At 35.0% G+C, this 13,934-nt stretch carries 12 protein-coding genes; 9 read left to right on the top strand and 3 right to left on the bottom strand.

Annotation, left to right across the window (positions count from 1 at the left end):
• Window positions 1-156: 156 nt before the first annotated feature.
• Both AC4G3N_RS17265 and AC4G3N_RS17260 read left to right on the top strand, forming a co-directional pair.
• A complete protein-coding gene (locus AC4G3N_RS17265; RefSeq protein WP_491090798.1) occupies window positions 157-573 on the top strand; it encodes a disulfide oxidoreductase in 417 nt (138 codons plus the stop codon).
• Between the two features lie 16 nt (window positions 574-589).
• Window positions 590-1,054 carry a thioredoxin family protein gene (locus tag AC4G3N_RS17260; RefSeq protein ID WP_066102720.1) on the top strand — a complete coding sequence of 155 codons (465 nt, stop codon included), beginning with the start codon at window positions 590-592 and terminating at the stop codon, window positions 1,052-1,054.
• A 32-nt stretch (window positions 1,055-1,086) separates the two neighbouring features.
• Here AC4G3N_RS17260 and AC4G3N_RS17255 read toward each other — a convergent pair whose 3' ends face one another.
• Window positions 1,087-1,479, bottom strand: coding sequence for a DUF5365 family protein (locus tag AC4G3N_RS17255; protein ID WP_066102723.1), 393 nt, complete (start codon window positions 1,477-1,479; stop codon window positions 1,087-1,089).
• Window positions 1,480-1,586: 107 nt separating this feature from the next.
• Between AC4G3N_RS17255 and AC4G3N_RS17250 the strand changes: the two genes are divergently transcribed.
• Entirely contained in the window at window positions 1,587-2,471 is an 885-nt protein-coding gene (locus AC4G3N_RS17250; protein ID WP_066102726.1) for an RluA family pseudouridine synthase, read from the top strand.
• 109 nt (window positions 2,472-2,580) lie between these two features.
• On the opposite strand, the gene AC4G3N_RS17245 is transcribed toward AC4G3N_RS17250, so the two are convergent.
• Window positions 2,581-2,835, bottom strand: a complete 255-nt coding sequence (locus AC4G3N_RS17245; protein ID WP_066102728.1) for a GlsB/YeaQ/YmgE family stress response membrane protein — start codon at window positions 2,833-2,835, stop codon at window positions 2,581-2,583.
• 1,156 nt (window positions 2,836-3,991) lie between these two features.
• On the opposite strand from AC4G3N_RS17245, the gene ltaS reads away from it, so the two are divergent.
• The 5 genes from ltaS to ald all read left to right on the top strand — a co-directional run bounded on the left by ltaS (window position 3,992) and on the right by ald (window position 10,761).
• Window positions 3,992-5,974 carry a lipoteichoic acid synthase gene (gene ltaS, locus AC4G3N_RS17240; protein WP_066102731.1) on the top strand — a complete coding sequence of 661 codons (1,983 nt, stop codon included), beginning with the start codon at window positions 3,992-3,994 and terminating at the stop codon, window positions 5,972-5,974.
• A 473-nt stretch (window positions 5,975-6,447) separates the two neighbouring features.
• On the top strand, window positions 6,448-7,068 hold the full coding sequence (locus tag AC4G3N_RS17235) for a DUF47 domain-containing protein (protein WP_066102736.1): 621 nt from the start codon (window positions 6,448-6,450) through the stop codon (window positions 7,066-7,068).
• Between the two features lie 20 nt (window positions 7,069-7,088).
• Window positions 7,089-8,087, top strand: a complete 999-nt coding sequence (locus tag AC4G3N_RS17230; RefSeq protein ID WP_066102739.1) for an inorganic phosphate transporter — start codon at window positions 7,089-7,091, stop codon at window positions 8,085-8,087.
• A 149-nt stretch (window positions 8,088-8,236) separates the two neighbouring features.
• Entirely contained in the window at window positions 8,237-9,472 is a 1,236-nt protein-coding gene (locus tag AC4G3N_RS17225) for a PucR family transcriptional regulator (RefSeq protein WP_066102742.1), read from the top strand.
• A 149-nt stretch (window positions 9,473-9,621) separates the two neighbouring features.
• Window positions 9,622-10,761, top strand: coding sequence for an alanine dehydrogenase (gene ald, locus AC4G3N_RS17220; protein WP_491090792.1), 1,140 nt, complete (start codon window positions 9,622-9,624; stop codon window positions 10,759-10,761).
• A gap of 57 nt (window positions 10,762-10,818) precedes the next feature.
• Here ald and arcA read toward each other — a convergent pair whose 3' ends face one another.
• Window positions 10,819-12,051, bottom strand: coding sequence for an arginine deiminase (arcA, locus tag AC4G3N_RS17215; RefSeq protein WP_066102748.1), 1,233 nt, complete (start codon window positions 12,049-12,051; stop codon window positions 10,819-10,821).
• Between the two features lie 417 nt (window positions 12,052-12,468).
• Between arcA and AC4G3N_RS17210 the strand changes: the two genes are divergently transcribed.
• The gene (locus tag AC4G3N_RS17210) at window positions 12,469-13,848 is read left to right on the top strand and encodes a peptide MFS transporter (RefSeq protein WP_077247996.1); all 1,380 of its coding nucleotides are present in this window, start codon (window positions 12,469-12,471) and stop codon (window positions 13,846-13,848) included.
• The last annotated feature ends 86 nt before the right edge of the window (window positions 13,849-13,934 follow it).

Here is a 13,934-nt window from a genome sequence, read left to right as displayed (position 1 = left end):
TGGTATGAATACTAAAAATCTAATCCCTACTGCTCTGCTATGAGCCTTAAAGCCAATATACTCCAATTATGTGTTGGTAAGCGATTTCTTTTTACAATATTATGATAACATACTATAATTTTAATGTAGGAAATAAAATGAAAAGGGGGAATTTTCATGCAAAAGAAAATTATAAATCGTGACAACGCCCTTTTTCTGGCATTTGCTGCAGCCTTTATAGCGATGGCCGGCAGTCTGTATTTTTCAGAAATAAAAGGCTATGAGCCATGTGTTTTATGTTGGTATCAGCGAATTGTGATGTATCCTTTTACTGTAATCCTTGTGCTGGCAATCTGGAAAAAAGATTATCATATTGCTTTTTATACAATGATTTTATCTGCCATCGGAGCGTGCATTTCAACCTATCACGTGCTTATTCAGAAGGTACCGTTTTTTACGGATCGTGCTGTTACATGCGGCCGAATTCCGTGTACAGGCGACTATATTAACTGGCTTGGCTTCATAACTATACCAATGCTTGCATTAATTGCTTTTATCATCATATTTGTATGCAGCTTGTATATATTTAAGTGACAAAGGGGGAAACAAAATGAAGAAAGTCATTATTTTCGTCGCAGCGGTTGTTTTAATTTTTGCTGCAATAGCGTATTTATCTAATAAACAGCAAACAGAAAAAACGTCAGGTATTAATCCATATGGAAAAGAAAATTTAAGACCTGCCACTGTTGATCAATTAGATGATCCACTGTATCAAAACATCATTACACCGGATGAATTAGATGAAAAGCTTGAAAAAGAAGAAGCGATGACTGTTTATTATTTCAGTCCTGAATGTTCACATTGTGTAAAAACCACTCCAATTCTAATGCCCGTAGCAGAAGAATTGGACGAGCATATTTATCAATATAATGTGCTGGAGTTTGAGCAAGGCTGGGACGAAATTGAAGGATCAGGGACACCGACTCTTATCCATTATAAAAATGGTAAAGAAACAAGCCGTATTTCGGGAGAACATACCGCTGAAGAATTTAAACAGTGGTTTGACAATTTATAAAAAACACGCCGGGCACTGCTCGGCGTGTTTCTTTAAATTAAATAGGTGTTTGCTGCTTTTGTTTGGTACAATGGAAGCTCAATCTGTCTATCCTCACTAAAAAAGTGTTTATGCTCAAAAGGAAAAAAGATACCAAGTTCATTCAAGAGCCGTGCATTGTGATTAAATAATTCAACAGCCTTGGAATCTTCACTTCGATTTTCTAGAATGATCATCAAGGTTTGTATACAGGATAATGCTTGAAAGGCACCTTTTAACGTACCGATATGAGAATTTGAACCTGGTACAGACAGTACTTCATTTAAAGTGAACAAATCAATTTGTTCTTTAGTAAAGTACATTGGGAACAGTTCTAAATAAAATTTCTCTACAGCCTTATCTATTTCTATATCCTGTAAATGAAGAGAGCCTTCTACAATTTTCATATTGATCACCCTCACTTTCTGCAATCTTCCTCTATTGGCATTTATAGGATAGCACATGATAATGTATTGATAATACTAATTAACTTTGCTAAAAACGAGGTATTTACATGTTAAACGTAATTAAATCAGGTCCATATGCTCTAATTACCTGCCCTCCTGACTGGATAGGAAAATCAGTAGAAATTATTTTAAGAGATCACCTGCATATACCAAAGAAAATGTTACATCAATGGCGAATGGAAAAAATCGTTTTATTAAATGGTGAGGTGATTTCCTGGTCAACTAAAATAGAATCTTCTTCTATTATGTATATACCCATTTATGCAGAAGATTTAAATGTGTTAGTACCATTAAAAATGAAATTAGATATCCTTTATGAGGATGATGATATTATGGTCGTGAACAAACCACCATTTCTTAATACACATCCAATCTCAGAAAATGATAACCATTCCTTAATGAATGCTGTCACCGCATATATTGATAATAATAAAATTAAGCCTCGCCATATCCATCGCTTAGATAAGGATACTTCGGGTGCCATTCTCTTTGCTAAGCATGCTTATGCAGGAGCGATACTGGATCAGGCTTTGAGTCAAGGGAAAATAAAAAGAACTTATGCAGCCCTAGTTCAGGGAATCGTAAAAAAAGAGCAAGGTACCATAAATGCTCCGATTGCCAGAGACCGGCATACATCAGGGAGAATGCGAGTATCCACTTCCGGTAAACATGCAGTAACAAAATATAAAGTTTTACAAAGATTTAAATCTAAAAATCAATCTCTTGTAGCCTGTATATTGGAAACTGGCCGTACTCATCAAATACGAGTCCATATGAGCTCTATTGGCCATCCGCTTATTGGTGATACCTTATATGGAGGAACAAAAAGTGCCTCTCTCAATAGACAGGCCCTTCATGCATACAAATTAGAGTTTATACAGCCGCTTACAGGAGAAGAATTATCGGTCGAAAGCGAAATTCCATTTATATAGAAGATTTCCTTCGAAATAATAATGCAAAAAAAGACAAATCCTTTACTACCTATGGCAGAAAGGATTTGTCTTTTACTTTTTAAGCTATAGTAAGATTTTCAATTGATAGTTAGGCTGTTTTTCTTACAGCTTTCATAATCATGCTTACGATGAAGATTAAAATAATCGCACCGATTAATGCCGGTATAATTGCATATCCTGCAACTGTTGGTCCCATATCTCCAAAAATAGCTGTACCTAACCAAGAACCAATAATACCTGCAATAATGTTACCGATAATACCACCTGGTACATCTTTACCTACGATTAAACTTGCAACCCAACCTAAAATTCCACCTACGATTAATGATATAATAAAACTCATGTTATTTTCCTCCTTTTATTTGTTCAATTGGCCTGACTATGTCAGTTACCTGATTAGGGATAATTGCGTTATAACTTCAAAACATATTTCAATATATAGAGTAGCCAACAGACTCAAGTTTATCCCTAATCTGATTGTAAAAAAGTTTATTCAGATGTTTACTTAACAAGATCTGTGGTTACTCACAAATAATTTCTTATTCAGACCAATTATGGACTGTTTTGTTTTATTCAACGGCGCCGTTAATACTCTATACATTCCCGTTCATTTTTATAATAAACATCTATGTCCATTATTTATATTAAATTTATTTAGACGATTAAACGTTCGTTACTAAGGGTAATAATAATTCTTGCTTTTTATTGCGTACTAATCAATAACTAACAAATACTATAGAAAAGTTGATTAAACGGTTTAAATCTTGTATTGGGTCTGATTATGAGCATATTTAAATCCGCTAATAAGATAGGAAAACAAGTCCAAAGAATCTGTTTATAAAGATTTTTATACTATATAATGGATCATTATAGGGTTTATCTTCCAATAGAGATTTAATTTTTAATTTAGATAGATAAATCTGCTGTAATAATATTTTTGGTTTAGTATGGTTAACCTTACTATATAGATAAGAGGATCATACAAATGGTTTTGATAATATTTTCGATATATAATGGATGTAAACTTCTTTTGTATTTAAGTAATCCGAGTAATTACCTTTAGATGAAAGAATCCACTTTGCAAATTATTTATGACTCCAATCTTTAAAAGAAAATGTCTATATAAATTTGTTTTGCATAGCTTGTTCTCGTTCCAGACCTAGAGCATACAATACAGAACTGGCTATTAACCCGCCATTTGAAAATATCTAAATCATAGAATACTTTTCCATTTTTATATAGACACACCTCTGACTAGAAACAGTTGATTAAGCTCACCTCGAATTGTCAATAAAACCATATAAAAACTTAGCCTGAATCAAAATATAAAATCCTTATATATCAGGGATTCATTGGTATTTTGTCGAAAGGATTCCATTTGACTTTTTCCAGATTCAGTTTATAATTCAATATTGTTATCCCTTTTGGAGTCAGACAAAAAATAAGCATAAAAATTTGAAACTACTAATAAATCTAAAATTAAATATTGAGGTGAAACAATGAGTGCATTTACGAGCAAAGCGAAGAAGAGCTTAAGTGGACCTGTTGGTTTCCTTATAGTCGCTGTTGTTCTCTTTTGGATTAAAATCTATACAAGTTATATAGTAGAATTTGATCTTGGTATCACGAATACGATGCAAGAATTTTTACTTTTCATTAATCCAATCAGTTCAGCCGTTATTTTCTTCAGTCTTGCTTTATTAGCAAAGGGCAAACGTGCATTTAAATGGTTAGTTTTTATAAACATTATTCTATCCTTTGTACAGTATGCCAATATCGTTTATTATCGATTCTTTAACGACTTTATTACATGGCAAACATTAAAGCAGACAGAAAATCTCAATGTGGGCGATGGCGGTGGATTGCTCGGAAGTGTAATGGAGCTTTTACGCATTTATGATCCACTGTATTTCCTTGATACAATCATTCTTATTTTATTCATCGTTTATAAGAAATTCCAACCAAGTGAAGGCCGCTTGAAATTCCGTAAAACAGGGGCAGTTTTCGCATTTGGTGTAGGAATGCTTGTATTAAATGTTGTATTAGCCGAGATTGACCGTCCTCAGTTATTAACTAGAACATTCGACCGTAACTACTTGGTCAAATATCTGGGAACCTACAATTACACAATTTATGATGGATTAAAAACGATGAAGGTGAATGCCCAAAAAGCGTCAGCTGATTCCAGTGACCTAACAGAGGTTCAAAACTTTGTACAGGCAAACTATGCAGAACCAAATAAAAAGTACTTTGGAGCGGCTGAAGGAATGAATGTGATTTATATTCATTTAGAATCCTTCCAAAACTTCCTGATTGATTACAAGCTGCATGGAGAAGAAGTAACACCTTTTATCAACTCGCTTACAAAAGATAAGAATACACTTTACTTTGATAATTTTTATCACCAAACAGGGCAAGGAAAAACATCTGACTCAGAGATGCTGCTAGAAAACTCCTTGTTTGGCCTATCTCAAGGTTCGGCAATGACTACAAATGGTAATAATACGTATCAGTCAGCTGCTTCTATCCTTGAACAAGAAAAAGGGTATTCCTCTGCTGTATTCCACGGTAACTATAAATCATTCTGGAACCGTGATGAAGTTTATAAACATTGGGGTGTTCAAAACTTCTTTGACGCCAGCTATTATGACATGAAGGATGAAGATGTATTAAACTATGGCTTAAAAGACAAACCGTTCTTCGAGCAGTCTAAGCCTTTACTTGAATCCTTACCAGAACCGTTCTATACAAAGTTCATAACAGTATCTCACCACTTCCCTTATCCAATTTCTGAAGAGGATGCTACTATTGAAGCAGCAACTACAGGTGATGGATCTGTAGACCGTTATTTCCAAACGGCTCGTTATTTGGATGAATCAGTGGAAGAATTCGTGAATTATTTAAAAGAAACAGGTCTTTATGATCGTTCTGTCCTTGTATTTTATGGCGATCACTATGGTATATCTGATAACCATAATGAAGCGATGGCACAAGTACTCAATAAAGAGGAAATTACTAAGTATGACTCAGCCGAACTTCAAGAAGTACCATTAATTATTCGAGTTCCTGGTATGGAAGGCGGCGTCCAACATCAGTATGGTGGGCAGATCGATTTACTTCCTACACTTTTACACTTACTAGGTGTTGATTCAAAGAATTACATTCAACTTGGAACTGATTTACTATCAGAAGACCATACTGAAATAGTACCTTTTAGAAATGGTAACTTTATGAGTCCGAATGTAAAATATATTGATGGCAAGTACTATGATTCCACTGGAACACTTATTGAAGAAACTGAAGAGTATGCTCAAATGGGCGAATATGCCTCAACCATGCTCGCTATGTCCGATAAAATTATTTACGGAGATTTACTCAGATTCTATACTCCAGAAGGTTTCAAACCTGTAGACCCATCAAAATACAACTATAATATTAACGCTGCTGATGGTGAAACTACATCAACGAAGAGCGAAGAGTAAGCTAAAAGCCTCCAATTCCTAAAGAATTGGGGGCTTTCTTTTTTAATTAAATCTTACAATGTATATCTTGTTTCGCAGACCACGCTTACAGACTACATATCTGAATAACTTAAATGTCCCTAATTTGGGTACTATACACTCATATCTCCTTAAAGTCCAAGGTGATATAACTTATCTTTTATTCCAACTGAATTGTCAATAATACCAGCCTTTTCCCCCTACAATGAGTTAGTTAAATCGGAAAGTAATTCAGAACTGAAATCATTCTGCTTGTTATTATTTTGTAAATTCTATTTCTAAATATTACAGCTTTGTAAATATAACGTAAATATTAAATAAGTTGTATACGCTTTTATGTAAATATTACCTCTAAAGAAAGGTTTTTTCTTTTCATGTCTAAATAAAAGGTTTAGAATTAATTTTGCATTGTTAATCTTAATTATTATTATTATTTTCCGAAAGTGGAGGTCACTATGGTATTCAAATCAAAGAAAGATAAATTTGCGGTTATGCTTTTAAATATTTCGTCGAATTTAAAAGAAAGCTCTGATTACTTCGCAGATTATAAATTAAAAAATATCAGCGATTTAAAAATCTTCTCCGACACAATGAAGCAATATGAAACAACTGGAGATGATTATGTACATGAAGTGATCAAAGAGCTTAATAATGCTTTTATCACACCGATTGAGCGTGAAGATATATTGATGCTTGCCATGACAATGGATGATGTTCTCGATGGTCTTGAGCATTGTTCTGCGCTCTTTGAAATGTACTCTATTGTCAATGCAAATGAATATATGTTGAAATTTGTCGATGAAATTCGCAATGCCGCTCATGAAATTGACCGCGCTGTAGAATTACTAATGACTAAAAAATTAAATGACATTCGTCCTATTGCAATTAAAATAAAAGAACATGAATCTGATTGTGATACTCTGCATCGTCAATCTGTTAAACATCTTTTCCTTGTGGAAAAAGATCCAATCCGTATTATTCAATATAAAGAAATCTACGAGAACCTAGAAGAAATTGCGGATTATTGTCAGTCTGTGGCGAATACATTAGAAACAATCGTTATGAAAAACGCTTGATGAAAGGTTCTTAAACAATTATGGATACATTACTTTTAATTACAGTATTGATTGTAATATTGGCCCTATCCTTTGATTTCATCAATGGGTTTCATGACACAGCCAATGCAATCGCAACAGCTGTGTCAACAAAAGCATTAAAACCTAGGCATGCCATTTTAATGGCAGCCATTATGAACTTTGTTGGAGCCATGACTTTTACTGGTGTGGCAAAAACAATCACGAAGGATATTGTTGACCCATTTACACTGGAAAATGGTTCAATTGTTATTATGGCAGCTTTAATCTCAGCGATTGCCTGGAATTTAATCACTTGGTATTACGGTATTCCGAGTAGTTCATCACATGCCATTATCGGTTCTATTGCCGGGGCTGCAATTGCAGCAGCTGGATTTGGTGCGATACACTTCGACGGATTCCTAAAAATTATCTATGCTTTATTATTCTCGCCAGTTATTGCCTTTGTTGCTGGTTATATTGTTTACAGTATCTTTAAAGTAATTTTTAAAAATAATAATTTAACAAAGACCAATAAGAATTTCCGTTTCATTCAAATTGGTACTGCTGCTTTGCAGGCATACTCTCACGGAACAAATGATGCCCAAAAGGCAATGGGGATTATCACCCTTGCTTTAATCGCAAATGGCTTTACGTCATCTACTGACATTCCTTTATGGGTACAGATATCCTGTGCTGCCGCAATGGGGCTTGGAACGTCTATAGGCGGTTGGAGAATTATTAAAACAGTCGGCGGAAACATTATGAAGATTCGTCCTGTTAACGGTGTAGCAGCTGACATAACCTCTGCAGCTATTATCTTTGGAGCTACCTTTATTCATCTTCCTGTAAGTACCACTCATGTTATTTCATCATCTATTATGGGTGTAGGTGCTTCCCACCGTGTAAAAGGTGTTAAATGGAGTACAGCCAAGAAAATGGTCATAACCTGGGTTATTACGATGCCTATTTCGGCAGCATTAGCTGGTTTGATTTATCTTAGTTTAAATTTCTTTTTTTAAATAGAAATTTATTAATATAGAAAGAGATTGGAGAGTATTACGTTCGTAATCCCCTCCAATCTCTTTTTTGTTTTGTATTGAATCATCATATCATATGGATATTTCTTGTATAATGGAAGCAACAACCATTTTCGGTAAGGAGTCTTTCAATGGAGAATCAGTACTATTCCAAGGATTTTTTTAAAGGATTATATGGTAGCCTGCATGAATTTGCTGATCGAATCAGTTCTTTAATCAACTATCCAATCACCATCGAGGATGCCAATCATCAATTGCTGGCATATAGTGCTCATACCAATGTTACCGATCAAGCCCGTATTCTAACCATTATGGGCAGACGTGTACCTGAAAAAGTAATTAATGCTCTGTGGAAAAAAGGAATAATTCCCTTCCTACTTCAAAATGATAAGCCTATTATTGTTGACCCCCTTGATGATGTGGGACTTGGTAAAAGAATTGCTGTTTCAATACGTAAAAATGATGAGATTCTGGGGTTTATTTGGGCTCTTGAATCGGATACTGCCATCACGGATGAAAAACTATCCATACTGGCATTTGCAGCAAAGGAAGCAAAAAATCAGCTCTTACTTCTTCAGTCGCGCTTAAAAAGTCAGGAAGACAACTATCAGGAATTCTTTTGGAAACTTTTAACCGGACATTATCCTACTGAAAAGGAAATACTCGCAGATTCGGTTAAATTCCCATTTACATTATCGAAACATTATACGATTCTTGTATTTGAGTTCACATCCTCTATTGATATTGACTTGGATAAACAAATCGTCTATTTAATCAGTACAACACAAAAAGTATCTATTATCTTTCATACGATAGATCAAAATAAACTTATTCTTTTACTGAATACCAGTAAGAATCAATCTAAGGATTTGATATCATTCTTTATTCGATCCTTTAAGGCTGATATGAAGGAACGTTTTAACGTTACCATTTGTTCGGAAGGCTGCGGAAATGTATATTCTGACTATATTGATACCAGTAAGAGCTATTTAGAAGCTCTTGAGGTTATTAGTTTAAAAAAAAGATATACAGCTGAATTAACTAATGTTCAATGGTACGATGAACTTGGTCTTTATCAATACCTCCATATAATCAGTGAAAAACGAAGCAGCCAACCAAAACAACTCCCTACCGGTCTGAATATCCTAAAAAAATATGATGAACAACATCAAACACAGCTATATGAAACGTTAGAAATCTATTTAACAAATAATTCTAATCCTGCTTTTACTGCCAACACTCTGCATATACACCCTAATACTCTTTCTTACCGTTTAAAAAGAATAACAGAAATCAGCCAATATGATTTAAAGGATCATAAAATAACCTCTCATCTCTTAATCGAAATGAAATTAGCTAAATATTAATCATATATATAAGTTCATAACCAAAAATTTTTTGAACGTTTTGTGAATTATCACAAAACGTTATTTTTAAATTTTCTGTTTTTAACATACTATTCAGATAAAATACGGATTATAATAATTGTACATTAGATAAGACTGGAGGATAAAACATGCTGATAGGAATCCCAAAAGAAATTAAAAACAACGAAAATCGTGTTGCCATAACTCCAGCAGGCGTTTTGACTTTGGTATCTGCCGGACATAAAGTCATAATTGAATCCTCAGCTGGAATGGGCAGTGGCTTTACAGATTCAGATTATGAGTCTGCAGGAGCTATAATATACCCAACAGCAGCAGAGGTTTGGACAAAAGCAGACATGATTATGAAAGTTAAAGAACCACTACCTGAGGAATACACTTATTTTCGTCCTGGTTTGATTTTATTCACTTACCTTCACTTAGCTGCTTGTCCAGAATTAACAAAAGCATTAGTTGATTCTGAGGTTTTTTCCATCGCTTATGAAACAGTTTCATCTGGAAAATCATTGCCTTTATTAACTCCAATGAGTGAGGTAGCCGGCAGGATGGCTGTTCAGCTCGGTGCGCAATATTTAGAAAAGCCAGAGGGCGGCAAAGGAATCTTATTAGGCGGTGTTCCAGGGGTTAAAAGAGGAAAAGTAACCATTATTGGCGGTGGTGTAGTTGGTACGAATGCTGCCAAAATTGCCATCGGCTTAGGAGCAGAAGTTACCATTATCGATTTAAGCCCTGATCGTTTAAGGGAGCTTGATGATATTTTCGGCAACCAAGTGACTACCATTATCTCTAATCCATTTAATATTGCTGATGCTGTTGCTGAATCTGATTTGGTAATTGGTGCTGTTCTTATACCAGGTGCTAAGGCGCCAAAGCTTGTGACAGATTCAATGGTACAAGCTATGACTCCTGGTTCAGTGATTATAGACGTGGCAATCGATCAAGGCGGCATTTTTGAAACAGTCGACCATATTACCACACATGATTGTCCAACATATACAAAACATGGCGTGATTCATTATGCCGTAGCCAATATACCAGGTGCAGTACCAAGAACCTCTACGATAGCTTTAACAAATGTAACTATTCCATATGCCCTTGAGATTGCAAATAAAGGAGCAATCCAAGCTATTACGGATAATGCTGGCTTAGCTAAGGGGGTTAACACGCTTAACGGTTATGTTACCTATGAAGCGGTAGCCACAGATCTTGGATACACTTATAAGGCGATTAAAGATGCTATGAATCTGACAGCCGAAGAAAGCCTCAACTAAGAAACTGGATAATAAAAAACAGATGTAACGGTTTTAACCGTTACATCTGTTTTTTTGTTAGGTTCGTAAAAGGGGCATACTCATACAACGAGGACCTCCCCTGCCACGTGACAGCTCTGAACTTGGGATTTCGATAACTTCCACTCCAAAATCTTGAAGTAGCTTATTTGTTACTTGATTGCGATCATACGTAATTACAACTCCCGGCGCTATTGCCAGTGTATTGGATCCATCATTCCATTGTTCTCTCGGTGAAACGATATCATCTCCCCCACCACATGGAATTAAGGCCAGTTCCGATAAGTTCAATACTTCCTTCAAGGTATCTACTAAATTATATCTTCTTGATATTTGGATACCAGACTCATTTACCAGCTCCAAAATGAAGATATTCATCTGCCCATTTGTCCCTTCAATTTCCGGATGAATAGTGAACTTATCATAATCAACCATAGTAAACACTGTATCTAAATGCATAAATGCACGCTTTTTTGGAATCTCAACAGCCAGTACTTTTTTATAGGTCATAGAACTACTAAGCAGATTAAAGGCCATCCTTTCAATTGCCCGTGCTGATGTGCGCTCACTTACACCAATGGCCACAACCTCATCACTTAATACTAGAATGTCCCCTCCTTCAATTGCAAAAGGCTCGGAACGATCGGACCAGTGTTTATAATCCTGTTTTTGATAATCAGGATGATGTTTCATAATAAATTCCCAAAATAGAGATTCCCTTTTCCTGGCCGCTGTAGACATTTTATGAATGGTCATTCCATCCCCTATGATTGCTGCAGGGTCTCTTGTAAAGTACAGATTTGGAAGGGGATCAATATAAAAAGGATAATAGGTTGATAGAAAATCATCCAGATGAACTTTTTTACGATCATCCAGTTCTTTTTTTAATACACCCTCCATTAATTTTCTGACTAACTCTGTATCTGTTAAGGATTCAAGGTATTCTTTAACCATTTCATAGCTTCCAACAAGATGATGTTTACTTTCGCGTAAAAAAGTATCTATTAACTGCAACTTGATTTCTGGAGAAGTAAATGACTCTTTAACCAAACTTTCCAAATAGATGACCTCAACATTTCGTTTTTCCAGCTCAGTTGCAAATTGATCATGCTCCAATTGCATCCTGGGAAGGAAGGGAATATCATCAAATAGCAATCTCTCCATATTTGAAGGAATTACATGCTCAATTTCTTTACCCGGCCTATGTAATAGTACTTTTTTAAGTTGGCCTATTTCAGATGAAATATGTAATTTGTTTTCTGTTTTAAACACTCCACCAATCCCCTTTGAAATACCATATTATATTTTATCTAGATATTTCCCCTTTTATAGGAAAACGTAATCCTATTACACCAAATTATTTATATCACACATCCATTTCCCTAATAATACTTTATTTGTAAATTTATTTCCAATAGTTTTATTTTCCTGAATCCGATTAAACACTTTTTTAATATAGTTATTTATGTTAATATAGATTTACAAACCAATGTATTTATATACAAAAAAGTTATTCTCATATTCATATCTTCAGCTTACTATGTGTAAAAACATTATTTAAAAATTAATAATTATTGAATATTTATGAATCTTTTTACTTCGCTAAAGCGTTAAAAAAACTATTGTTATTTAGTTAAAATTTTTTTAAAATAATGTTTATGGGAAATGAAATAAGGAGAGGAAATAAAGATGTCAGTTAACACTCAAGCTCAGGAGCTTGGCAAGAAAAAGCATCCTCCTGGATTATATCTTTTATTCCTAACAGAAATGTGGGAAAGATTTAGTTATTACGGCATGCGTGCCATTTTAATCCTCTATTTAACTACTGAATTAGTTAGTGGCGGATTAGGGATTGATAATAAAACAGCTCTCAGTATCTATGGATTCTACACTGGTGCTGTTTACTTCACGCCGCTTGTCGGTGGATGGTTAGCAGACCGCTATTTAGGTCACCGTCTGTCCATCACGATTGGTGGGGTCTTGATGGCTTTAGGTAATATCGCGTTGTTCGCCCATCAAAGCCAAACATTCTTATACATTGGCTTAGCTCTATTAATCGCTGGTAATGGTTTCTTCAAACCAAATATTTCCACATTGCTTGGCCAATTATATGAAGGCAATGAATCTCGCCGTGACGCAGGTTATACAATTTTCTATATGGGTATAAATGTTGGTGCTTTCTTTGCTCCATTAGTCATCGGTTTTGTTTCGGAAGACTTATTTACTAAGACAATTGACGGTGTTATGACCTATGGCTACAAATATGGTTTCTTAATTTCAGCAATTGGTATGATCATTGGTCAATTACTATTTAACTTATTGGCTAACAAATATTTAGGTGATGCTGGTAAACGCCCAGCAGTTTCTGCAACAAAAGAATCTAAAGAAAAATCCAATGCTCCATTAACACGCAGTGAGAAACAACGTACATGGGTAATCATTATCATTACTTGCTTTGTTGTTTTCTTCTGGGCTGGTTTTGAACAAGCTGGAAGTTCGTTAACTCTATATACAAAAGACTTTGTAGATCGTGAAGTATTCGGTTGGACAGTGCCAGTATCCTGGTTCCAATCACTTAACCCATTATTCATCGTACTCTTGGCACCAATTGTATCTGCATTATGGGTTAAACTTGCAAGTTCCAAACGTGGTGACATCCCAGTTCCAACTAAAATGGCAATGGGTATGATTACGCTAGGTTTAGGTTATATCGTATTGTTATTTGCAATTTTCAAAACAGGTAATGATGCTGCAAGCATTCAACAAAAAGCAAGTATCATGTTCATCGTGGTAACATACTTCCTTCATACAATGGGTGAATTGTTCTTATCTCCAGTAGGACTTTCCCTTGTAAGTAGAATTGCTCCAGTTAAATTAGCGTCCTTGCTAATGGGTGTATGGTTAGCTTCTTCTGGTGTCGCTAACATTATTGCTGGACAATTAGCTGCTGTAACACAATCACTTGGATATTTTGAAGTATTCGCCCTTATCGGCGGTGTAGCAATTTTCTTCGGTCTAATTCTTTTAGCACTATCCAAGAAACTTGTTGCAATGATGGAAATAAAATAATTAACTTATAAAAAAGACTGACGCAAGGCACGATTTTCATCTGCCATAACGTCAGTCTTTTTTATTATATCAAACCTATACTCTCC

This window comes from Bacillus sp. z50 (assembly GCF_058313585.1).
The sequence above is the reverse complement of the archived record's forward strand: the minus strand, read 5'-3'. Positions and strand labels throughout refer to the sequence as shown.